This window comes from Tsukamurella pulmonis, assembly GCF_900103175.1.
In the GTDB taxonomy this organism is placed as follows: Bacteria; Actinomycetota; Actinomycetes; order Mycobacteriales; family Mycobacteriaceae; genus Tsukamurella; species Tsukamurella pulmonis.
Window position 1 is genome coordinate 2,983,466 of the sequence record NZ_FNLF01000002.1, and the last position, 22,970, is coordinate 3,006,435.

Annotated in this window: 20 protein-coding genes; 3 read left to right on the forward strand and 17 right to left on the reverse strand. The window is 72.5% G+C overall.

Annotated elements, in window-relative coordinates; all coding sequences use genetic code 11:
* Nucleotide 1: 1 nt before the first annotated feature.
* From pgeF to BLQ62_RS14700, 16 genes are all read right to left on the reverse strand, one after another.
* Nucleotides 2–745, reverse strand: coding sequence for a peptidoglycan editing factor PgeF (pgeF, locus tag BLQ62_RS14625; protein WP_068534094.1), 744 nt, complete (start codon nt 743–745; stop codon nt 2–4).
* A 60-nt stretch (nt 746–805) separates the two neighbouring features.
* On the reverse strand, nt 806–1,963 hold the full coding sequence (ftsZ, locus tag BLQ62_RS14630; protein ID WP_068534095.1) for a cell division protein FtsZ: 1,158 nt from the start codon (nt 1,961–1,963) through the stop codon (nt 806–808).
* Between the two features lie 179 nt (nt 1,964–2,142).
* Nucleotides 2,143–2,844, reverse strand: coding sequence for a cell division protein FtsQ/DivIB (locus tag BLQ62_RS14635; RefSeq protein ID WP_082756910.1), 702 nt, complete (start codon nt 2,842–2,844; stop codon nt 2,143–2,145).
* Nucleotides 2,841–4,280 carry a UDP-N-acetylmuramate--L-alanine ligase gene (gene murC / locus BLQ62_RS14640; protein WP_068568931.1) on the reverse strand — a complete coding sequence of 480 codons (1,440 nt, stop codon included), beginning with the start codon at nt 4,278–4,280 and terminating at the stop codon, nt 2,841–2,843. The genes BLQ62_RS14635 and murC overlap by 4 nt, the downstream gene beginning before the upstream one ends.
* A gap of 44 nt (nt 4,281–4,324) precedes the next feature.
* Nucleotides 4,325–5,419, reverse strand: coding sequence for an undecaprenyldiphospho-muramoylpentapeptide beta-N-acetylglucosaminyltransferase (gene murG, locus BLQ62_RS14645; protein ID WP_068568930.1), 1,095 nt, complete (start codon nt 5,417–5,419; stop codon nt 4,325–4,327).
* On the reverse strand, nt 5,416–7,107 hold the full coding sequence (gene ftsW, locus BLQ62_RS14650; RefSeq protein WP_068568680.1) for a putative lipid II flippase FtsW: 1,692 nt from the start codon (nt 7,105–7,107) through the stop codon (nt 5,416–5,418). The genes murG and ftsW overlap by 4 nt, the downstream gene beginning before the upstream one ends.
* On the reverse strand, nt 7,104–8,609 hold the full coding sequence (gene murD / locus BLQ62_RS14655) for a UDP-N-acetylmuramoyl-L-alanine--D-glutamate ligase (RefSeq protein ID WP_068568682.1): 1,506 nt from the start codon (nt 8,607–8,609) through the stop codon (nt 7,104–7,106). The genes ftsW and murD overlap by 4 nt, the downstream gene beginning before the upstream one ends.
* Nucleotides 8,609–9,688 (reverse strand): phospho-N-acetylmuramoyl-pentapeptide-transferase, encoded by a 1,080-nt coding sequence (gene mraY, locus BLQ62_RS14660; RefSeq protein WP_068534101.1) that lies wholly within the window; start codon nt 9,686–9,688, stop codon nt 8,609–8,611. The genes murD and mraY overlap by 1 nt, the downstream gene beginning before the upstream one ends.
* Entirely contained in the window at nt 9,685–11,211 is a 1,527-nt protein-coding gene (locus tag BLQ62_RS14665; protein ID WP_068534103.1) for a UDP-N-acetylmuramoyl-tripeptide--D-alanyl-D-alanine ligase, read from the reverse strand. Before BLQ62_RS14665 ends, mraY begins: the two co-directional genes overlap by 4 nt.
* Entirely contained in the window at nt 11,208–12,764 is a 1,557-nt protein-coding gene (locus BLQ62_RS14670; RefSeq protein ID WP_082756913.1) for a UDP-N-acetylmuramoyl-L-alanyl-D-glutamate--2,6-diaminopimelate ligase, read from the reverse strand. The genes BLQ62_RS14665 and BLQ62_RS14670 overlap by 4 nt, the downstream gene beginning before the upstream one ends.
* Before the next feature lie 24 nt (nt 12,765–12,788).
* A complete protein-coding gene (locus BLQ62_RS14675) occupies nt 12,789–14,753 on the reverse strand; it encodes a peptidoglycan D,D-transpeptidase FtsI family protein (protein WP_115391340.1) in 1,965 nt (654 codons plus the stop codon).
* The gene (ftsL, locus tag BLQ62_RS24020) at nt 14,750–15,580 is read right to left on the reverse strand and encodes a cell division protein FtsL (RefSeq protein WP_068534107.1); all 831 of its coding nucleotides are present in this window, start codon (nt 15,578–15,580) and stop codon (nt 14,750–14,752) included. Before ftsL ends, BLQ62_RS14675 begins: the two co-directional genes overlap by 4 nt.
* The gene (gene rsmH / locus BLQ62_RS14685; protein WP_068568683.1) at nt 15,577–16,584 is read right to left on the reverse strand and encodes a 16S rRNA (cytosine(1402)-N(4))-methyltransferase RsmH; all 1,008 of its coding nucleotides are present in this window, start codon (nt 16,582–16,584) and stop codon (nt 15,577–15,579) included. Before rsmH ends, ftsL begins: the two co-directional genes overlap by 4 nt.
* 156 nt (nt 16,585–16,740) lie before the next feature.
* A complete protein-coding gene (gene mraZ, locus BLQ62_RS14690) occupies nt 16,741–17,172 on the reverse strand; it encodes a division/cell wall cluster transcriptional repressor MraZ (protein ID WP_068523171.1) in 432 nt (143 codons plus the stop codon).
* A gap of 762 nt (nt 17,173–17,934) precedes the next feature.
* Nucleotides 17,935–18,354, reverse strand: coding sequence for a DUF3040 domain-containing protein (locus BLQ62_RS14695; RefSeq protein WP_068534218.1), 420 nt, complete (start codon nt 18,352–18,354; stop codon nt 17,935–17,937).
* Between the two features lie 106 nt (nt 18,355–18,460).
* Nucleotides 18,461–18,874, reverse strand: a complete 414-nt coding sequence (locus BLQ62_RS14700) for an SAV_6107 family HEPN domain-containing protein (protein ID WP_082756915.1) — start codon at nt 18,872–18,874, stop codon at nt 18,461–18,463.
* Between the two features lie 229 nt (nt 18,875–19,103).
* Between BLQ62_RS14700 and BLQ62_RS14705 the strand changes: the two genes are divergently transcribed.
* Genes BLQ62_RS14705 through BLQ62_RS14715 form a run of 3 tightly spaced genes read left to right on the forward strand, consistent with a single transcriptional unit; the run spans nt 19,104 to nt 22,034 of the window.
* Complete coding sequence (locus tag BLQ62_RS14705; RefSeq protein WP_068534112.1) at nt 19,104–19,718, forward strand: GNAT family N-acetyltransferase; 615 nt, start codon at nt 19,104–19,106, stop codon at nt 19,716–19,718.
* Between the two features lie 13 nt (nt 19,719–19,731).
* Nucleotides 19,732–21,327 (forward strand): phytoene desaturase family protein, encoded by a 1,596-nt coding sequence (locus tag BLQ62_RS14710; RefSeq protein WP_068568685.1) that lies wholly within the window; start codon nt 19,732–19,734, stop codon nt 21,325–21,327.
* A complete protein-coding gene (locus BLQ62_RS14715; RefSeq protein ID WP_139184212.1) occupies nt 21,324–22,034 on the forward strand; it encodes an LppM family (lipo)protein in 711 nt (236 codons plus the stop codon). Before BLQ62_RS14710 ends, BLQ62_RS14715 begins: the two co-directional genes overlap by 4 nt.
* Here BLQ62_RS14715 and metF read toward each other — a convergent pair.
* Complete coding sequence (gene metF, locus BLQ62_RS14720) at nt 22,031–22,963, reverse strand: methylenetetrahydrofolate reductase [NAD(P)H] (RefSeq protein ID WP_068568689.1); 933 nt, start codon at nt 22,961–22,963, stop codon at nt 22,031–22,033. The two genes, BLQ62_RS14715 and metF, sit on opposite strands and share 4 nt — an antisense overlap.
* Between the last annotated feature and the right edge of the window lie 7 nt (nt 22,964–22,970).

Sequence of the window (22,970 nt, forward strand, 5' to 3'; positions counted from 1 at the left end):
GTCATTTCGCCGTGTCGATCCAGATCACGGAGGCGAGCCGTCCGGTCGGCGCACCACGGCGGTGCGAGAACAGGGTGGGGTCGGTGATGGTGTCGCGCGGGTCCACCGCGACGCCGGCCACCCCCAGACCCTCGAGCTGCCGGCGGATGCCCGCCCGCAGGTCCAGACCGTCGGTGCCCTTCGCGGTGCGGCACCGGCTGCCGGGCAGGTGCTTGTCCACATCGGCCGCCATCGACGCGGGCACCTCGTACTGGGCACCGCTGGCGGCGGGCCCGAGGAACGCGCCCATCCGCTCGGGGCGCGCGCCGAGGTCCCGCATGGCCTCGACCACGGCGGGCACGATGCCGATCCGGGCGCCGACGCGCCCCGCGTGCACGGCCGCGAGCACCCCGGCCTCGTCGTCCGAGAGGAGCACCGGCACGCAGTCGGCGGTGAGCACGGCGAGGGCGAGCCCCGGCACCGTCGTCACGAGCGCATCGGTGGCCTCCACGGGCTCGTCCCGCGGACCGTCGACGACGGTGACGGTGCGGCTGTGGATCTGCTCCATCCAGACGACGTGGCCGGGCTCGACGCCGATCTCGCGCTCGAGGCGCAGCCGGTTCGCCGCCACCGCGGCGGGATCGTCGCCGACGTGATCGCCGAGGTTGAAGGTGTCGTAGGGGGCCTGCGAGACACCGCCCGCGCGGGTGGTGGTCACCCGCCGGACCCGGTGCGCAGGGACAGGAGCGTTCGCGGGTTCAGTCATGGCACAAGACTACTGACGGCGCCCCCGGCAGAGCCGGAAGCGCCGTCGGCAGAAGATCGTTCAGCGGCGGTTCTGCAGGAACGAGGGGACGTCGAGATCGAAGTCGTCGTCCGGCCGCGACTCGCGGCCGGCGGGGCCTGCGGCGAACGGGTCGTTGGCGCGCGCCGGGCGGGCGCCGAACGGGTTGCCCCGACGCTCCTCCGGCTCCGCGGCGGCCGGCTCGGGGGCCGTGTGCTGGCCGCCGATCCGGGTGACCGGGCGACGCGCGGGCGCGCCCCCGTCGAAGCCGGCCGCGATGACGGTGATCCGCACCTCGTCGCCGAGGTTGTCGTCGATCACGGTGCCGAAGATGATGTTCGCGTCCTCGTGCGAGGCGCCCTGCACCAGCGACGCGGCCTCGTTGATCTCGAACAGGCCCAGGTCGCTGCCACCGGCGATGGACATGAGCACGCCGTGCGCGCCCTCCATCGAGGTCTCGAGCAGCGGCGAGTTCACCGCGGCCTCGGCGGCCTTGAGCGCGCGACCCTCGCCCCGCGCCGAGCCGATGCCCATGAGGGCGCTGCCGGCGCCGGACATGACGCTCTTGACGTCCGCGAAGTCGACGTTGATCAGGCCCGGCGTGGTGATCAGGTCGGTGATGCCCTGGACACCGTTGAGGAGCACCTCGTCGGCGCTCTTGAACGCGTCCAGCGCGGAGACGCTGACATCACCGAGCTGCAGCAGGCGGTCGTTCGGGATCACGATGAGCGTGTCGCAGGACTCGCGCAGCGAGGTGATGCCCTGCTCGGCCTGCTTGCCGCGGCGGGCGCCCTCGAACGTGAACGGACGGGTCACGACACCGACGGTGAGCGCGCCCAGCTTGCGGGCGATGCTCGCGACGACGGGGGCGCCACCGGTACCGGTGCCGCCACCCTCGCCCGCCGTGACGAAGACCATGTCGGCGCCCTTGAGGAGCTCCTCGATCTCGTCCTTGGCGTCCTCGGCGGCCTTGCGGCCCACCTCGGGATCGGCGCCGGCGCCGAGGCCCCGGGTCGAGTCGCGGCCCACGTCGAGCTTGACGTCGGCGTCGCTCATGATGAGTGCCTGTGCGTCGGTGTTGATCGCGATGAACTCGACGCCCTTGAGCCCCTGTTCGATCATCCGGTTCACGGCGTTGACGCCGCCGCCGCCGATGCCGACGACCTTGATTACGGCGAGGTAGTTGTGCGCGGCGGTCATGTTTCGCCTTCCCATGGATGTGAAATCTGTGCTTCGAGACGAACCCTAAACCTCAACAGAAGGCTTAAAGTTATGTCAAGTAGCTGGTCTGAAACCAAGGTAGAGGGCGGTGCGCCGCTTGCCCTGCAAGCGCGTGGGCGTGTCGGGGAAAAACGTTCTCGGTGAGCGCAAGCGCACACTCAGCGCGTGGTCGGCATGTCCGGATTGATCACGGTGAACTCCTTGCCCGGACGGGTGAGCACCATGCGCAGCGCCGCGGTCTTCGCGTCGGCCCGCGAGGCGTCGCCCCAGTACACGACCCGCTTGTCGCGCAACACGAATCGCACGTTGGCCGGCGAATCCGCGCCGATCTCGACGACCTGCCCGTGCAGATCGGGCGGCAGGGACTTCAGGACGGCGATCGAGGCCGTCGTCGCCGGGTCGTCCGACTTCGGATCGTCGACGGTCAGCTTCGGGGTGAGGATCGGCGGCTCCCCCACCTTGATGAACGGCACGCCCTTCGCGTCCACGAGCACCGTGCCGGCCGGACGCTGCGCGTAGGCCACGACCTCGCGCTCGGTCACCTCGACGACCAGCGTCGACGGATAGGACACCGTCACGGTCGCGCGATCGATCCACGGGCTCACCGCGATCACCTGCGCGGCGTACGCATCGCGCTGCCCGGGCGTGATCTGCAGCAGCGGGCGCCCCTTGAGCGGCTCCACCACCTTCGCGACCTGATCGGCCGGGGCGTTCGTCGCGCCGGTCACGGACACGTCGCGCGCGGAGAGCACCGGCGAGAAGTACGCCGCGGCCGCGAGAGCGCCCACGACGACCAGCGCGAGCAGGATCAGCAGCAGGCGCCGCAGACCCGGCACGCGCCTGCGCACGGGAGCGCTCACGCGCCCGCCTCGGCGGCGCGCTGCGCCAGTGCGTTCAGGATGGTCGGCGCCTGCATCGTCACATCACCCGCGCCCATGGTGATCACCACGTCGCCGGCGTGCGCGAGGCCGGCGACCACGCCCGCCACCTCGGCCTGGATGGGCACGTACCGCACGGAGGCGGTCACCTTCTCGGCGATCCGCTCCCCCGTCACTCCCGGCAGCGGATCCTCCCGCGCGCCGTAGACGTCGAGCACCACGACCTCGTCGGCCAGGCTGAGCGCCTCCGCGAACTCGGCCGCGAACTGCTCGGTGCGCGAGTACAGATGGGGCTGGAAGGCGACGACGACCCGGCCCGGTCCCGCCTGCTTGGCCACCATCTCGGCGGCCGCCGTCAGGACGGCACGGACCTCGGTCGGGTGGTGCGCGTAATCGTCGAAGACGCGCACCCCCTGCTCGGTGCCGCGGAGTTGGAACCGGCGGTGCACCCCGCCGAACGCCTCGATGCCCGCGATCGCCTTCGCCATCGGGAAACCGGTCGCGGCCACGGCGAGCGTCGCGGCGACCGCGTTGAGCGCCATGTGCTTCCCGGGCACGCCGAGCAGGAGCGCCCGATCGGTGACGGCACCGTCGTCGTCGGTGAAGCGCACCTTGAGCATGCCGCCCTCGGCACGCGGCTTGTAGTCGATCAGCTGCGCGGCGAGCGGTACGTCCGGCGCGAGGTCCGGGCGCACGCCCTCGCCGTAGCCGAGCACGCGGACGCCACGGGCCCGCAGCGTGGCGTGGGTCCGCTGCGCGAGGGCCGCCGAACCTGGGTCGTCGAGGCACACGACCAGGGTGCCGCCGGGGCGGATCCGCTCGGTGAAGGCGTCGAAGACCGCGACGTACTTCTCCTCCGAGCCGAAGAAGTCGAGGTGATCGGCCTCGACGTTGGTGACGACCACCACGTCGGGCGCGTACTGCAGCAGCGAGCCGTCGGACTCGTCGGCCTCGGCGACGAAGACGTCGCCCGTGCCGTGGAAGGCGTTGGTGCCCGACTCGTTGAGCTCGCCGCCCACCGCGAAGGACGGGTTGGCGCCGCAGTGCTGCAGGGCCACGACCGCCATCGACGTGGTGGAGGTCTTGCCGTGGGTGCCGCTCACCAGCAGGGTGCGGTAGCCGTCCATGAGGTCGGCGAGCACCTCGGGCCGCAGGATCACGGGGATTCCGCGGCGCTGGGCCTCGACCAGCTCCGGGTTGTCCTTGGGGATGGCCGCATGGGTGGTCACGACCACCGTCGGGCCGCCGGGCAGCAGGTCGAGCGCCTCGGGGCTGTGGCCCACCTGGACCTGGGCACCGCGGGCACGCAGGGCGATCACGCCGCGCGACTCCTTGGCGTCGGAGCCCGACACCTGGCCGCCGCGGGCGAGCAGGATCCGGGCGATGCCCGACATGCCGGCACCGCCGATGCCCACCATGTGGACGCGCTGCAACCGTTCGGGCAGCGCTCCGGTCGAGTCGGTCACGACTTCCGCCTCTCCTGTGCCAGTGCGAGGGCCGCGGCGGCGACGGTGCCCGCCGCGTCCCGGTGCCCGGTGCCGCCGGCGGCGGCGCTCATGGCGGCGAGCCGGGCGGCATCGCCCGCCAGCGGGATCACGGTCTCGCGCACCAGGTCCGGCGTGAAGGCGGCGTCATCGACGAGCAGGCCGCCGCCCGCGGCCACCACGGGCTGCGCGTTGAGCGCCTGCTCGCCGTTGCCGTGCGCGAGGGGCACGTAGACGGCGGGCAGCCCGACCGCGGCGACCTCGGCCACCGTCATCGCCCCGGACCGGCACACGGCGAGGTCGGCGGCGGCGTAGGCGAGATCCATCCGGGACAGGTAGGGCACGGCGACATAGCCGGGCACGGCCACGTCGACGGAGTTCTTGGGGCCGTAGGCGTGCAGCACGCCGATCCCCGCGTCGGCGAAGTCCCGGGCGGCGCCCACGACCCCGTCGTTGAGGCGGACCGCGCCCTGGCTGCCGCCGAAGACCAGCACGACGGGCCCGTCGACGGGCAGCCCGAAGTGGGCGCGGGCCTCGGCGCGCAGGGCCGCGCGGTCGAGGCCGGTGATGGAGGCACGGACGGGGATGCCGACCACCTCGGCCGGCACGCCCGACCCGGGCACGGCGGCGAAGACCTTCGTGGCCAGCTTGGCGCCGACCTTGTTCGCGACGCCGGCGCTGGCGTTGGCCTCATGGATGACGATCGGCAGGCCCATGCTCCGGGCTGCGAGGTAGGCGGGCAGCGCGACGTAGCCGCCGAAGCCGATGACGACGTCGGCACCGGTCTCGCGCAGCACCTTCCGGGTGCGGCGCACGGCGCCGGTGAGGGTGAAGGGCAGCTTCGCCAGGTCCTTGCCGGGCTTACGGGGCAGGGGCACCGGCGGGATCATCGCGAGCGGGTAGCCGCGCTCCGGGACGAGCCGGCCCTCGAGCCCCTTCGGCGTGCCCAGAGCGGTGACCTCGGCGTCGGGGCTCTGGGCCCGGACGGCGTCGGCCACCGCCAGCGCGGGTTCGATGTGTCCTGCGGTGCCGCCACCGGCCACCACCACCGAAACCGATCGAGAAGAACTCACCACGCCCGTCTGCCCTTTTCCTGTCCTCGGCGCCGCTGCTGCTGCCGCGGCGCGTTCCGCTGCTGTCCGGCGCGCTCCCCCCGCCAGGGCTCCGACGAGCGCCCCTGCGAGCGCATCGGCGGCAGATCCCGGCGGGAGTCACGGCGCCGGGCCAGGTTCTCATCACCGTACGGGTGTCGATCGTACGGCGACGGTGCGGACGGCCGCGAAGGCGCACGTCGCGCGGGCGCGGGGCGCGCCTGTCGCGGGGCGGGGCCGCGACCGGCCGGACGCTCGGGGCGCGGCGGGATGTACGGCAGCGGCTTGGGCAGGCGCAGCAGGCGGCCGGTGCGGCTCTCGCGGCCGCCGGCCAGTGCGGCGATCGCCTCGGGCTCGTGCCGGGCGGCGTTGGCGAGCAGCCCCATCATGAACAGCACGAGGATCACGGAGTTGCCGCCCGCGGAGAGCAGGGGCAGCTGGATGCCGGTCACGGGCAGCAGGCCCACCACGTAGCCCATGTTGATGATCGCCTGCAGCGCGATGAGCGTGGTGATGGTGGCGGCCATCAGCCGCAGGAACGGGTCGGCGACCCGGCTCGCGATCCGCATGCCCACCCAGGTGAGGATGCCGAACATGACGATCACCAGGCCGGCGCCGAGGTAGCCGAGCTCCTCGCCGATGATGGCGAAGATGAAGTCGTTGTGCGCGTTGGGCAGATAACTCCACTTGGCGGTGGAGTTGCCGAGCCCCACGCCGAACAGGCCGCCGTCCGCGAGCGAGTACCGTGCCTGGTTGGACTGGTAGTTGGCGCCGAGTGCGTCGTCGGTGCGGCCGAGCCAGGCCTGCACGCGCGCCGAGCGGTAGCCCTCCGCCAGCGCGAAGAACACGCCGAGCAGGGTGAAGACCACGACCAGCGAGCCGATCAGCTTCGACGACAGGCCCGCGTAGTAGAGCAGCATGGCGCCGACGCCGACGATGATCATGGCCGTCGACTGGTTCGGCTCGGCGACGATCAGCGCGGCCATCAGAACGACGACGGGGCCGAGCGGCAGCAGCAGCTCCTTGATGTTGCCCTTGCGCCCGCGATCGGCGAGCAGGTGCGCGCCCCACACGATGAGCGCGACCTTGGCGATCTCCGAGGGCTGCAGCGTGAAGCCGCCCACGTCGATCCAGCGGCGCGCGCCGCCGACCTTGGTGCCGACTCCCGGCACGAGCACGGCCGCGAGCAGCGCGAGCGAGACCAGCACGCCGCCGAGCGCGACCCGGCGCAGCACAGCGGGCCGCAGGTACAGGGCGAGGATGAAGGCGAGCACGCCGAGGCTGACGTAGATCAGCTGGCTGATGAACTTGTCGTACGGCGAGCCGGTGGCGCTGATGTCCTCCACCGACGACGCCGAGAGCACCATGATCAGGCCCATCACGGTGAGCACCGCGGTGAGGCCGAGGATCAGGTGGAAGGAGGCCAGCGGCCGGCGCAGCGCCGTCGCCAGCCCCACGACGGCCCCGCGCAGCAGGGAGGCGCCGCCGCGCGCGACGTCCGCACCCGAGCGCGCCGCGGACGCGGCCGCCGCGCCGCGGGCACCCGTGCTCGACGCGCCCGTCTCCTGGGGCTGCGCGTCGAACTCGGCGCTCTCGGGCGCGTTGATGCCGCCGGGCGCGAGATCGGTATCGGTGTCGGAGTCGGTGGCGGCCTTGCCGGCGCGGCTCACGATGCGGCTCCGAGCGCGCGGGCGGACGCGGCGAAGGCGTCGCCGCGGTGCCCGTACGAGGTGAACATGTCGAGCGACGCCGCCGCGGGGGCGAGCAGCACGACGGGAGCCGGGAGCGCAGCGAGCGGGCCCGATGCACCGGAGGGGGCGGCGGCACTGTCGTTCAGTGCGGCTTCGGCGATCCGGGCGGCCTCGACCACGACCGCGGCCATCACCGCATCCGCATCGCCGGACACTCGCACATCGGCTGCACCAGACGTCCCTACAGAACGGCTTGCATCATTAGTCACAGGAGACACAGGAACATCGTCGCCCGAAGACACCCGAACCACGGGGACATCCGGCGCGTGTCGCGCCAATGCGGCGGCGATCTCCTCCCGATCGAGCCCCAACAGGACCGCGCCGGCGAGCCGCGGGGCGACGCGGGCGATCAGCGGGCCCACATCGGCGCCCTTGAGCTGCCCGCCCGCGACCCAGACCACCCGCTCGTGCGCCTCGATCGAGTTCAGTGCCGCGTGCGGGTTGGTGGCCTTGGAGTCGTCGATGTAGGTCACGCCGCGGACCGTCGCGACCGGTTCCGCGCGGTGTGCGCCCACCCGGAACGCGCCGAGCGCCTCGCCCGCCTGCGCCGCGCTCACGCCCACGGCCTGCGCGAGCGCGGTCGCCGCGAGGGCGTCCGCGATGCCGGCGGGCCCGGGCGGCGACACCCGGTCGGCGGGCAGCACCGGATCGCCGGCACCGTCGACGAGCACGCCGTCGCGCACCCCGTACTCCCCCGGGCCCGGCTCGCCGGTGGTGAAGCCGACGGTGACCTCCCCGCGCAGGCCCGAGGCGACGGGGTCGTCGAGGCCGATGACGGCCAGGTCCCCGGCGAGCGCCCGCGCCTTGTCCGCGGTGTACGCGGCCATCGAGCCGTGCCAGTCGAGATGGTCCTCGGCGACGTTGAGCACGACGCCCGCGCGCGGGCGCACCGACGGGGCCCAGTGCAGCTGGAACGACGAGAGCTCGACCGCGAGGACCCGCGGGTCGGCGGCGTCGCCGATCGCGTCGATCACGGGGCGGCCGATGTTGCCGCAGGCCACGGCGCGCAGGCCCGCGTGCAGCAGAACGCCCTCGAGCATCTGCGTGGTGGTGGTCTTGCCGTTCGTCCCGGTCACCACGAGCCAATCGCGGGGCGCACCGAAGACGCCGGCGCGGTCGATCCGCCACGCCAGCTCCACGTCGCCGATCACCTCGACGCCCGCGGCCTCGGCGGCCACGACGACGGGGGCGGTGGGCCGGAAGCCGGGCGCGACGACGACCAGCGCGTACCCGGACGGGTCGTGCCCGTCGAGGTCCGCGACGGTGATGCCCGGCACCTCCGCGGCGATCTTCTCCCGCGCCGCGGGCTTGCCGTCGGCGACGGTGACCGTGGCCCCGAGCCGCAGCAGGGCCCGCGCGACCGCGGGACCCGTCACGCCGCCACCGGCGACCAGGACGGCGGTACCGGGGCCGGGGAGCATCAGCCGACCGCGCCGGAGCCGAGGAACTCGGCGTAGAACAGCACCAGGCCCAGGCCGCAGGCGATCGCGGTGAGCAGCCAGAACCGGATGATCACCGTGGTTTCGGCCCACCCGGAGAGCTCGAAGTGGTGATGGAAGGGCGCCATGCGGAAGACGCGGCGGCCCGTCGAGCGGAAGACCGCGATCTGGATGACGACCGAGACCATCTCGGCGACGAACAGTGCGCCGAGCACGACGGCGAGCAGCTCGGTGCGGGTGGTGATGGACAGCCCGGCGAGCAGGCCGCCGAGCATGAGCGAGCCGGTATCGCCCATGAAGATCTTGGCGGGCGCCGCGTTCCACCACAGGAAGCCGAGGCAGGCGCCGCCCGCGGCCACCGCGATGAGCGCGAGGTCGAGCGGGTCGCGCACGTCGTAGCAGCCGGCGACCTGCTTGGTCTCGCAGGCGTAGCGGAACTGCCAGAAGCTGATGAGCACGTAGCTGCCCAGCACCATCGCCATCGAGCCGGCGGCGAGGCCGTCGAGGCCGTCGGTGAAGTTCACCGCGTTCGACCAGGCCGAGACGACGAACCAGCAGAAGATGACGAAGACGATCGCGCCCATCGAGATGGTGTTGATGTCGCGCGTGTAGCTGAGGAACTCGCTGGCCGGTCGCACGCCGTTCGCGTTGGGGAACTGCAGCGCCAGCACGCCGAAGATCAGCGCGGCCACGGTCTGGCCCACGGTCTTGGCGGTCTTGTTCAGGCCGAGGTTGCGCTGCTTGCGGACCTTGATGAAGTCGTCGAGGAAGCCGACGATCGCGAGCGAGGTCGCCAGGCCGAGCACCAGCAGGCCGGAGGCGCTGGGGCCGGGGCCGGAGTTCCAGCCGAGCAGGTGCGCACCGAGGTAGCCGGCCCACAGGGCGACGATGATCGCGACGCCGCCCATCGACGGGGTGCCGCGCTTCTTCTGGTGGCTCTGCGGCCCTTCGACGCGGATCTCCTGACCGAAGCCCTGCCGGGAGAAGACCCGGATCAGGACGGGTGTGAGCAGGATCGCCACGGCCAGCGAGATGCCGCCCGCGAACAGGATCTGGATCACTTCGGTGACTCCCCGTTCTCGTTATCGGTACGCGGGCCGACCGTGCCCAGGTGCTCGGCGACCTCCCACATCTTCTCGGACTTGGACGCCTTGACCAAAACGAGGTCGCCCGGGGCCAGCTCGTCGCGCAGCCGCTGCACGGCCTCCTCGCGGGTGTCGACGCGCACCGCCTCGCTGCCCCACGACCCCTCCATCACGGCGCCCTGCCACAGCGCGTGCACCGCGCGGGAAGTGCCGACGCAGATCGTGGAGGTGATGTCGAGCCGCACCAGGAACCGTCCGAGCCGGTCGTGTTCGAGGATCGAGTCCTCGCCGAGCTCGCCCATCTCGCCGAGCACCGCGAAGGTGCGGCGTCGTTCCCGGCGGGGCAGCCGCTCCCCCGCCTCGTCGTGCTCGGACATGAGCACGAGGCTGCGGAGCGCGGCCCGCATCGCGTCGGGGTTGGCGTTGTAGGTGTCGTTGACCACGGTGACGCCCTCGTCGGTGGTGAAGACGTCCATCCGGCGCGGCGAGGCCGCTCCCGCGCCCGAAAGCGCGTCCGCGACCTGCTCGACGCTCGCGCCGCACTCGAGGCCGACGGCCGCAGCGGCCAATGCGTTGTGCACCTGGTGTTCGCCGTGCACCTTGAGCGCGACCGGGGCCGAGCCCGCCGGGCTGCGCAGGGTGAACGCGGCGCGGGCCCGCGCGTCGATGCGCACGTCCGTCGCGGCGATCTCCGCCTCACCGGTCCCGTAGAAGACCACGCGGGCGCCGGTCCGCGACGCCATCGCCGCGACCGCGGCGTCGTCGGCGTTGAGCACGGCGACGCCGTCCGCGGGCAGCGCCTCGACGAGCTCGCCCTTGGCCCGGGCGATCGCCTCGCGCGAGCCGAACTCGCCCAGGTGCGCGGTGCCCACGTTGAGCTCGACGCCGATCCGCGGCGGAGCCACCTTCGCCAGCGCGGCGATGTGCCCCTCGCCGCGGGCCGACATCTCCAGCACCAGGAACTTCGTGGACGCGGTGGCGCGCAGCGCCGTCCAGGGGTGGCCGATCTCGTTGTTGAAGGAGCCCGGCGGCGCGACGGTCTCGCCGAGCGGCCGCAGCACCGCCGCGATGAGGTCCTTGGTCGACGTCTTGCCCGCGGAACCGGTCACGCCGACGACGGTCAGCCCGTCGGCGGCGAGGGCCTTCGTGCAGTGCGCGGCCAGCTCGCCCAGGGCCCGCAGCACCGCGGCGCCGGCGCCGTCGGAGTCGTTCTCCAACGCCATCACGCGGTTGTCGGTCTCGCCCGAGACGGGCACCACGATCGCCGGGACACCGACGGGGCGGGCGCCGAGCACGGCGACCGCGCCCTTCTCGATCGCCGTGGCGGCGAAGTCGTGGCCGTCGACGCGCGCGCCGGGCAGCGCCAGGAACAGGCCGCCGGGGCCGATCTCGCGCGAATCGAATTCGACGGTGCCGGTGACCCGCGCCTCGGGGTCGGGCACGTCGTGCAGTGTGCCGCCGACGATCTCGGCGACCTCGCGCAGGGTGAGCTCGATCATGCGCCGGCCTCCCCTGCGGCGCGCGCCTCGAGCGCCGCCGCGACCTCGTCGCGGTCGTCGAAGGGGTGCTTGACGCCGTGGATCTCCTGGCCGGCCTCGTGGCCCTTGCCCGCGACGAGCACGACGTCGCCGGTGCGGGCCCAGTCGATCGCCTCGGCGATCGCGGCGCGGCGGTCGCCGACCTCCCGGATCTCGCCGCCGCCCGCGACGGCGCGGGCGCCCGCGACCACGGCGGCGCGGATCGCGGCCGGGTCCTCGGTACGCGGGTTGTCGTCGGTGACGATGACGAGCTCGGCGGCGCGCGCCGCGGCCTCGCCCATGAGCGGGCGCTTGCCGCGGTCGCGGTCGCCGCCCGCGCCCACGACGACGGCGATGCGGCCGGCCGTCTGGCCGCGCAGCGTCGCGATCACCGCGTCCAGCGCGGCGGGCTTGTGCGCGTAGTCCACGACGGCGAGGAAGTCCTGACCGCGGTCGATCCGCTGCACCCGGCCGGGCACCGCGACGGCGCCGATACCGCGCGCGGCGTCGGCGAGCGGGACGCCCGCCTCGTGCGCGATGACCAGGGCCAGCGCGGCGTTGGCGACGTTGTAGGCGCCGGGCAGGCCGACCACGGCGGAGAAGGTCTGCCCGTCCGGGCCGCTCAGCGTGAACCGCTGGGTGCCGTCCGAATGCGCGGCGACCTCGCCGGCGGTCCAGTCGGCGGGACCGGCGGTGGCGACGGTGACCAGCGGCAGCTCGGCCGCGCGGCGCAGCTCCGCCATGCGCTGGCCCCACTCGTCGTCGACGCAGATCACTGCGCGGTCGCACGCCTCGGGACCGATGAAGAGCAGCGACTTCGCGGCGAAGTAGTCCTCCATCGTGGGGTGGTAGTCGAGGTGGTCCTGGCTCAGGTTGGTGAAGCCGCCGACCGCGAACCGGCTGCCGCCCGTCCGGTTCTGGTCCAGGGCGTGCGAGCTCACCTCCATCACGGCGGCGGTGACGCCGCGCTCGACCATGGACGCGAACAGGCCCTGCAGGGCGGTGCCCTCGGGGGTGGTGAGCGTGGTCGGGACGTCGACCCCGGCGATGCGGGTGCCGACGGTGCCGATCAGGCCCGTCGGGTTGCCGCCCGCGGCGAGCGCCGCCTCGACCAGGTAACTGGTGGTGGTCTTGCCCGAGGTGCCGGTGATGCCGACGAGCGTCATCCGGCTCGACGGTGCGCCGTACACGACGGCCGCGACGGGGCCCAGCACCGAGCGCGGGTCGCCGTGCAGCAGGACGGGCACGTCGAGGCCGTCCTCGGCGAGGAGGGCGGCACCGTCGGCGTCGGTGAGGACCGCGACGGCCCCCGCCTCGATCGCCCCGGCGGCGAAGCGCGCGCCGTGGGTGGCGGTGCCGGGCACGGCGCAGAACAGGTCGCCGGCGCGCGCCTCCTGGGCGCGCACGGTGGCACCGGTCAGCCGCAGCTCGCCGGCGTCGGCACCGGCGAGGGTGACGCCCGCGACCTGCGCCACGACCTCGGCCGGTGTCGCTCCGCGGGGGTGGGCGGGACGTGTGAGAGTCGATTCGGGCACCGGTAGATCCTACCCGTCGGTTAACTACTTCCCGGCCACCAGCGTCAACGGCCTCGACGGCGGCGAGAGCGGGACGCCGTACTTCTGCAGGAGGAAGGACGCGATGTCGTGGAACAGGGGTGCCGCGGACTGCCCGCCCGTGCCGTCGGAGCTGCGGGTGGGGGCGTCCATCATCAGGCCGATGACGAACCGCGGATCGTTCGTGGGCGCGACGCCCGCGAAGGTGATGTTGTACTGCGAGTTCGAGTAGGCCTTGGTCACCGGGTCCACCTGCTGCGCAGTGCCGGTCTTGCCGCTGATCTGGTAGCCCTCGACGGCGCCGGGCGCACCGGTGCCCTGCTGGTAGCCCATCGGATCGCGCTGCAGGGCCGCACGGAACATGTCGAGCACGGTGCGGGCGGTCTCGGGGCTCATCACGCGGACGGGCTCGGCGCCGGACGCGGGGTTGGCGGCGCCGTCGACCTCCTTGATGATGCGCGGGGGGATCCGGACCCCGTCGTTGGCGAGCGCCTGGTACATGCCGGCCATCTGCAGCACCGTCATCGACAGGCCCTGGCCGATCGGCAGGTTGGCGAAGGTGCCGCCGGACCACTGGTTGCGCGGGGGGACGTTGCCGCCGGACTCGCCCGGCAGGCCCACGGCGGTGGCCTTGCCGAGGCCGAAGCGGTCGACGTAATCGGCGAAGGCGTCCTCGCCGACGCGCTGCGCGAGCATCAGCGTGCCCACGTTGGAGGACTTACCGAAGACGCCGGTGGTGGTGTACGGCTCGGTGCCGTGCGCCCACGCGTCCTTGACGGTGACGCCGGACATGCGGATCTGGCCCGGGACCTGCAGCACCTCATCGGGCTTGGTCTTGCCCTCGTCGATCGCGGCCACGGCCGTGATGAGCTTGTTCACCGAGCCGGGCTCGAAGGGCGTGGTGACCGCGAGGTTGCCGGTGCGCGCAGAGTCCGGCTGGTTGTTCATGCCGAGCGACGGGTTGAAGGTGTTGTCGACGCCCATCGCCATCACCTGGCCGGTCTTCGCGTCGAGGACCACGGCCTGCACGCTCTTGGCGCCGGACTTGGCCTTCGCCTGCGCGACGGCCTGCTGGACGAAGAACTGCACGTCGTTGTCGAGAGTGAGCACCACCCGCGCGCCGTCGGCGGCGGGATGGATGTCGCGGGTGCTGCCGGGGATGATCGCACCGTCGGAGCCGCGGTCGTAGGTGCGCGAGCCGTCGCTACCGGCCAGGATCGAGTCGAGCGAGGACTCGAGTCCGATCAGGCCCTGCCCCTCGAATCCGGTGGTGCCCACGATGTTCGCGGCGAGCGATCCGCCGGGGTAGTTGCGGATCGACTGCCGCTCGGCGCCGACCTCGTCGTACTCGTCGGTGATCGCCGACGCCTTGGCCGGGTCGACGCCGCGGGCCAGGTAGACGAAGGTGTCGTTGCTGCGCATCTGCTCGAGCAGCTTGTCCTCGCTGACGGAGTCGCCGAGGACCGAGACGATCTTCTTGGCGATCTCCTGCAGCCGGTCGTCGACGCCGACGGGCTCGACTCCCTTCGCGGCGTCGCCGCCCTCCTTGACGAGTTCGACGTCCTTGTCGTACTTCTCCTGGATCTGCTTACGCACCGCGACGGGCTGCAGGGTCAGCGACTTGGCCTCCATCGTGAAGGCGATCGGCTGCCCGGCGCGGTCGGTGATCGAGCCGCGGACCGCCGGCAGTACTTCCTTGACCTGGCGCTGGCTCTCGGCCTTCGCGGAGAGGGAGGGCGCCTGCACGAACTGGACCACGCCGAGCCACACGGCGATGACGGCGAAGACCGCCACGATCACCCAGCCGCCGACGCGGGCACGACCGTTGAAGGCGGCGGACGCCTCGGGGGCGCGACCGCCCTTGACCCGGGCGCGCGCGGACTGGGGCCCGGGCTTGGGAGCGGGCGTGCGCGGTGCGCCGGAGCGGGCGGTGGGCCGGGTCTTCGTCGGCGGGCGCTGGGCGCGGGTCACCGGGGCGTCCCCTGGGCCGGCGTCTGGGGCGCCGGGCTCGGAGCGGGACTCTGCGCGGCCGGCGACGGTGCGGTCGTCGGCGCGTTCACGACGGTCGGGCTGCCGGGGTTCATGGTGACCAATTGTTCCCCGCCCGCAGGCGCGGGCCCGGAATTCCCGGCGACCGGCGTGCCGGATCCGTTGGAGGTGGCGCCGCTCGGATCGCCCGTGCGCGGCGCCGGCGGGTTCAGCGCGGGCTTGGCGGCCCCGGTCGCGGGCTCGGGCTTACCGACGACGACGACCTTGCCGCCCTCCTTGCCGACGAGGACCGGGACGGTGCCGGCGGGGATCATGCCGAGAGCGGTCGCCCGCTCGGCGAGGCCGGGGGCGCTCTCCCCCGACTTCACGTCGCGCTCGAGCGCCGCCTTCTTCTCCGCGAGCGCGGTGTTGGCGGCCTCGCGGCGGGTCAACTCGTAGGAGTTCTCGGCGCTGCCCGTCGACAACCACAGCGTCATGCCCAGCCCGGCGCACACCAGGGCGATCAGGGTCAGCACGAACGGGACCCGGCGCACCACGGCGCGCGGGCGCGGCAGCCGCGCCATGAGCCCGGCGGACTCGGCGCCGTCGCGGTGCCGGCGCAGGGCGCGCTCGGCCGGGGTCTCGCGCAGGGTGCCGCCGGAGGCGAGCACGGCCCGCTGCTGCTCGAGCCGCTTCTGGCGGCGGTCGAGGGCCCGCTGGGCGGAGCTCGACCGGGGCCGGGAGGTGTCGCGGTCGTCGCGGCGCGCGGGAGCCCGCCGGGTCCGGGTGTCCGGGTTCGACGGTGCCTGGGTCGCGTTCGGTGCGGTCATCGCGCGCTCCTCGTGCTGCGGGTCCGGTCGGTGGGGGTCTCGAGGCGGCGGGCCGCGCGCATCCGCACGGGCGCCGCACGCTGGTTCTCGGCGATCTCGTCGTCGGTGGCGCGCTCGGCGCCGCGGGTGAGCAGTTCGAAGGTCGCGCCGGTGCCGGGCAGGTCGACGGGGAGCCCGGCGGGGGTGCTCGAGCGCGTGCGCTCTGCGAGCGCGGCCTTGACGATCCGGTCCTCGAGCGATTGGTAGCTCAGGAAGACGATGCGTCCGTCCGGGGCGAGCGCGTCGAGGCCCTGCGGAACCGCGGCCTCCAGCGAGGCGAGCTCGGCGTTGACCTCGATGCGCAGGGCCTGGAAGGTCCTCTTGGCCGGATGCCCGCCGGTGCGGCGCGCGGGCGCGGGGATCGTGGCGTAGAGCAGCTCCACGAGGCGGCCGCTGGTGGTGAACGGCTCCTTCTCGCGCTCCTTGAGCACCGCGGAGGCGATCTTGCCCGCGAACCGCTCGTCGCCGTAGCGCTGCAGGATCCGCGCGAGCTCGCCGTGCGAGTAGGTGTTGAGCACGTCGGCCGCGGTGAGCGGGTCCTCCGCGTTCATGCGCATGTCGAGCGGGGCGTCGACGGAGTAGGCGAAGCCCCGTTCGGGGCGGTCGAGCTGCATCGACGACACCCCGAGGTCGAACAGGATCGCGTCCACGCCGGGTCCGCCGGAGGACAGCGAGAGCCCCAGATCGTCGAGGGCGTCGGCCATCCCGTCGTAGCGGGTGTGTACCGGGATGAAGCGATCGCCGAAGCGGGCCAGCCGCTCCCCCGCGATCGCATGGGCGTCGGTGTCGCGGTCGAGGCCGACGACGCGTGCCTGCGGGAAGGATTCGAGGATGAGCTCGGAGTGTCCGCCGGCGCCGAGCGTCGCGTCCACGTAGACGGCACCGTCGTGCTGCAGGGCCGGGGCGAGGAGCTCACGCACGCGGGTCGCGAGGACCGGCACGTGGCCGAAGAACTCGTCGGACATGACTCCTCCAGGGCACACGGTGACGTTGAAGATGGATTCGTGGCGGATGGAGCGGGGTCCCCGCCCGAGCCGTACCTGGCGTTGGGGAAGTACGTCAGGGCCGGTTCGGGCGCAGGCCTCGGTCCACCTCGACCGGGCCGCGCGCGAGCGCGGTTGTCAGAAGATCGCCTTGAGCGATTCGGACTGCGGCTGTGCGTAGTCGTCTTCGTGCTGTGCCTGGTAGTGCTCCCACGCCTCCGCGTCCCAGATCTCCAGGAACCTCCGCGATCCGACCACCACGCATTCCTTGGTCAGGCCTGCGTAGCGGCGGTGATCGGCCGAGAGCGAGATCCGACCCTGGGAGTCGGGACGCTGGTCGTCCGAGCTGGCGAAGAAGTTGCGGTAGAAGGCGCGCCCCGCCGGGTCGGTCCATTCAATGGCATCCGCCTTCTCGGCGATGCGCTCGAACTCCGCCTTCGGGTACACCGTGAGGCTTCGATCCTGTCCTTTCGTGATCGTCAGCCCTCCCGCCAGTTCCTCGCGGTACTTCGCGGGGAGGGTGAGCCGTCCCTTGTCATCGAGTTTCGGCGTGTAGGTACCCGTGAACATCACGGTCACCTCCCGCCTACCCCGAGGGGTTGTCACTGGATCGAGACTTCAGACTAGCGCGTCTTTCTCCAGTGCGCCCCACATTACCCCACCATTCACCACTTTCAACCACATCGTCGCGCGTTTCGCGGCGAATTCTCAGAGTCAAAGCAGGTCAGATGCGTGGCGTGAAGTGGGGGACGCGGCGCGCCCCGGCGTGGCGGACTTCGTCACACCTGCGCGATCACGCGGTACCGCCGCGACGCCTGAGATTTCTGAGACGTTCTGGACGCTGAGATGGCCGCCTGTGGGGAGAAGTGGGGAATCGCGGTGGGGCGATGTGGGGAACGGACAACGGGACGGTCCGGCACAGCCCGTTCCGGCGAATCCGCGACTCAGAAGCACAGGAGACCGAATCCGGCCCTCCGTCGAGCCGAGCCGTGCCTTCACAGCGGGGGCGTAGCGACGGGGTCGGCTGTGCAACTGGAGGTGCGGCGCAATGGGCGACGCACGACGCCAGCTCTCCCCCGTCGGATCGCACGCATCCGCTCCCGCGAACGTTTCCGCCTCGTCATTGCGTTGCAACGGCATGACGAGGCGGAAACGCCCGCGGGAGTGCCGGACGTCAAGGAGCCGGCAACCACGACGGAGCGCACACGACGCAACCGGTCCGCGGCGACGCCGAGGGCTCGCTGCGCACCGCGACGGCCCGTTGATTTCGCTCACAGCGCAACGAAAAGAGCCGCCGACCATCAGGTCGGCGGCTCTGTCAGGCGCTACGGATCAGGGGAAGCGGCGGCGGAAGCGCTCTTCCATGCGGTGCACGAACGACTGCCCGGAGGCGCGTGCGCTCCCGGCGGAGCGTCCGCGGCCAGATCGGTTGCGCACCGATCCGTCCTCCTCGACGGTGCCGCGCGGGCCCTTGGCGGACGGGCCCGACCACAGCGCGTAGACCACGGAGCCGAACATCAGCAGGAAGCCGATGAGCCCCACGATCACGGTGTATTCAACCCTGGGCAGCAGCATTCCGGCGATGAGCAGCATCAATCCGACCGCGAAGCCGATCGCGGCGATGACGCGGCGCTTGCCCGACGCGCCGGCGAACCGGCCGCCGCGCACGTTCGACGCGAACTTGGGATCCTCGGCGTAGAGCGCGCTCTCGATCTGGTCGAGCATGCGCTGCTCGTGCTCGGAGAGTGGCACGTTCCCCTCCTTCAGCACTCATGGGGTCCAACTCCTCCTCTCATGATACGAGGCTTGCGACCCCGCGACCACCATCCGTCGAACATTCAGCACTTGCTGTGAGAAATCACGCGGCGCGGCTCAGGTCCGACTCGACGGAATTGAGGAAGGTCTGCACGCGACCGTGCAGAACGGCGACCTCCTCGGCGCTCACGGAGCGCGCCGTGGTCTCGAGCGCCGCGACCACACCCGAGACCGCGGTGAAGTAGGCGACCCACTCCGCGTACCCCGGCGCCGCCTTGGCGAGCCGCAGCCAGGCGTTGCGCGTGGGGCGGCGCACACCGGTCTCCCGCTCGGCCAGGAGAGCGGCCGCACCGCGCAGCGCCGCGTGATAGATCTCGCGGTACTGATCGGCCGGGGCCGGCGACCCGCCGGCACGGGCGAGGAACTGATCCGCACGATCGAGGATGCGTGCGGCACCCGACTCGCCCATGCGACGACGGGAACCGACGTGATCGATCCGCGTCTTCGATTCGACCATGACCTTCCTCCTGCTCCGTGGAACTTCTCCGCTGTTACTGCGTGTTGTACCGGACGGGACTGACACGTAACGCTTCCCTCGTTCCGCGCCAGTCCCGCCGGACGGACCGGGATCGACGCGCCGCCCCGGCGCCAGAACATGTGCGCCCATCCGATGGTCCGTGATCGAACAATCATTCGATCACTTCTAATATAGCGTGAGTGTCCGACACGTCAAGGGAAGGAAGTCCGTGACCGCAGTGCCGACGCAGCAACCACGGATCCACGCCCTGTCGCCGCAGGACGCCACCCTGTGGCTGCCCGCCGCCCTGCAGATCTACGTGGCGGCGATGGACTATCCCGCCGGCACCGAATCGCACCGGCTGCCGATGTGGCGCGAACACCTGAACCGGCCCGGCTACGCGGCGTTCGGTGCGGTACAGGCGCTGCCCACCGAGGACGGGCGCATGGTCGATCACCTGGTGGGCATCGCCTACGGCTACAGCGGCGCGGGCGATCAGTGGTGGAACCGACAGCTCCGCATCGGGCTGGGCCGTCGCGGGCTCTCCCCCTCGGAGGTCGAGGCCGTCGCCGCGGACTACTTCGAGCTCACCGAGCTGCACGTGCACCCCGCCGCGCAGGGCCACGGCGTCGGCTCCGCGCTCCTGCACGCCCTGCTCACGGACCGCCCCGAACCGCGCGTGCTGCTCTCGACCCCCGAGGTCGCCGCCGAACAGAACCGGGCCTGGCGGCTCTACCGCCGCACCGGCTTCTACGACGTGCTGCGCGAGTTCCGCTTCTCGGGCGATCCGCGCCCGTTCGCCGTCCTGGGCCACGACCTGCCCTTCGTCGCGCCCGCGCGGTGAACGGGGCCGCGCGATGAGCACCGAGGTCGACGTCGCCGTCGTCGGGTCCGGTCACAACGCCCTGGTCGGTGCTGCGTACCTGGCAGCGCAGGGCCACTCGGTGACGGTCTTCGAGGCCGACACCGTGCCGGGCGGCGCGGTGAGCACCGTCGAACGGTTCCCGGGCTACCGCGTGGACCGCGGCTCGTCGGCGCACCTGATGTTCCGGCACACGGGCATCGCGGAGGAGCTCGACCTCGCGGCACACGGGCTGCGTTACCTGGACTGCGACCCGTGGGCCTTCGCCCCCACCCCGCCGGGCACCACCGCCCCGCCGATCGTCTTCCGTACGGACCTCGACGCCACCGTCGCGTCGATCGGCGCCGCCTGCGGCCCCCGGGAGGCCGCGGCGTACCGCCGGTTCGTCGCGGAGTGGACGCCGCGCGCGAAGGCGACCATGGCCGCCTTCGGCTCCTCCCCCAGCGCGCCACGGCTCGGCCGCGCCTTCTGGCCCACGAAGGGCCGCGCGAGCCTGACACGGATGTCGCGCACCTATCTCGCCTCGGGCGATCAGCTGCTCGACGAGTACTTCGACGACGAGCGGCTCAAGGCCGCCCTCGCCTGGTTCGGCGCGCAGTCCGGCCCCGCGATGAGCGAGCCCGGCACCGCGCCCATGATCGGCTTCGCCGCCCTCATGCACACCCTCCCGCCCGGCCGGGCCGTCGGCGGCAGCGGGGCGCTCACGGCCGCCCTCCTCTCCCGCCTCACCGCCGACGGCGGCACCGTCGCCCTCGGGACGCCCGTCACGGCGCTGCACCCGCCCGGCGGGCGTGGCACGGACCGGGCGTGGAAGGTCACCGTCGCCACGCCCGACGGTGCGCGCACCGTCCGGGCCCGCACCGTGCTCGCCGGCTGCCACGTGCTCACCACCCTGGACCTGCTGGAGCGCGGCGGCTACGACGCCGCCCGCCTCCCCGGCTGGCGGCGCGGTATCCAGGTGGGCCCCGGCGTCGGGATGGTGCTGCGGCTGGGCACCACCGCACCGCCCGCCTTCGACGGGGTGCCGCTCGCGGACCAGGCGGGCCTGGGCCTGCTCGTGGCCGATCGCGGCCACCTGGCCCGGGCCCGCGGCGACATGCTCGCAGGAGACGCGCCCCGTCGGCCCGCGGTGCTGGCGATGACCTTCTCCGGCCTGGACCCGTCCATCGCACCCGAGGGCCGGCACAACACCACCCTGTGGGCGCAGTGGTACCCGTACGCCGTGAACGGCCCCGGCGACTGGGCCGCGGTGGCGGAGGCGGAGGCCGACCGGATCGTCGCCGAGACGCAGCGGTGGGCACCGGGTTTCGGCGCGACGATCGAGCACCGCTTCGTGCAGACCCCGTCGAGCCTGGAGTCCGAGCTCGGTCTCCTGGGCGGGAACGTGATGCACGTGGAGATGGCGCTGCACAACATGCTGCTGTTCCGCCCGATACCGGAACTGGCCGGCGGCCGCGTCCCCGGCGCGCCCGGGCTGGCGCTCGCGGGAGCCTCGATGCACCCGGGTGGCGGGGTGAACGGATCGAGCGGGCGGATCGCGGCGCGGCTGCTCGCCCGCGACCTGGGGCACCTGGCACGATGGCGTCCGTGACTCTGAGAAGGATGTTCGCGGCGTTGGCGGTCCTGCTGTTGGTGGCCGCCCCCGCGGCGTGCTCGAGCCCCGGCCCCGGCGATCGCATGTCCGGCAAGATCGTCGCCGCGCAGACCCCGGCGTCGAACCCGCAGGGACCGCAGATCGCGGCGCCGGGCGAGCTCAAGGGCCTCGCGGAGGTCAAGGCGTACGACTCGAACGGCAAGGTCGGGACGCAGATGATCTTCCAGGAGATCACCTTCGGCCAGTTCAACCAGGTCGGCGACGTGGTCTCGCAGGCCTTCGACACCTCCGCGGCGTCGATCAAGATGCGCGTGCAGCGCACCGGCGGCACGGTGATCCTCTCCGGCACCGCCGACCTGTCCTCGCTGGCACCGAACTCCGCGGTCATCGTCGTCTCGCTGCAGTTCCCCGGGCCGGTCACCGCCACCAACGGCCAGCAGGAGGCCGACGACCTGGTGACCTGGACGCTCAACGCGGGCACCTCCGCGGCGCTGACCGCCGAGGCCGACTACGCGGACCCGTCGATCGCCTCGTTCACGACGTGGGCGTGGATCACGGCCCTGGTCTCGTTCCTCGCCGCGGCGATCGTCGCCGCGATCGCCTACGTGCGCCGCGACCGCAGCCCCAAGCCCGGCCAGGAGTCCGACGAGCCGCAGTCGCTCGTCGAGCTGCCGCAGTGGCTGCGGGAGAAGCTGAACCGCTAGACGCCGACCGGCATCATGCCGAGGTTCTCGAGCACCTCGGAGGTCGCCTTGGCGAAGTTCAGGGTGCAGAAGTGCAGCGCCGGGGCGCCCTCGGCGATGAGCCGCTCCCCCATCCGGGTGGCGATCTCGATGCCGACGGCGCGCACGGCGGCGCGGTTCTCCTCCGGGCCGTCGCCCGCGGCGGCACGCAGTTCGGCGCGCATCGCGTCGGGGATCTTCGCGTTGGACAGTTCCGCCATCCGCGAGACCGACTTCAGCGAGGTGATCGGCATGATCCCCGGGATCAGCGGCTTGGCGCCCTGCTCCGGGTCGAAGGCCGCGACCTCGTCCCGCAAGCGCAGGTAGTCGTCGACGTCGAAGAACATCTGCGTGATGGAGTAGTCGGCGCCGGCCCGCAGCTTGTTCGCGAAGTAGCGGACGTCGGACTCGCGGTTCGGCGAACGGTGGTGCCCCTCCGGGAACGCGGCGACGCCCACGTGGAAGTCGCCCAGTTCGCGGACCAGCTCGACGACCTCGCTGGCGTACTTGAGCCCCTGCGGATGGCGCACCCACTTGCCCAGCGGGTCCCCGGGCGGATCGCCGCGCAGCACGAGCACGTTGCGCACGTCCTGATCGGCGTAGGAGCCCATGAGGGCGCGCAGCTCCGCGATGCTGTGGTTCACGGCCGTCAGGTGCGCCACCGGCAGCAGTGTGGTCGACGCGGCGATCTCGCCCGTGACGCGGACCGTGCGGTCGCGGGTCGATCCGCCCGCACCGTAGGTCATGGACACGAACGCGGGATCCATCCGCTCGAAGGTGCGCACGGCGCGCCAGAGCCGCGCCTCGCCCTCCTCGTCACGCGGCGGCATGAACTCCACCGAGAACGGCATTCGGCCGCTCGCGCGCACGGCGTCGAGGCGGTCGAGTACGGTCCGGCTTTGTTCGGTCACGCTTTCA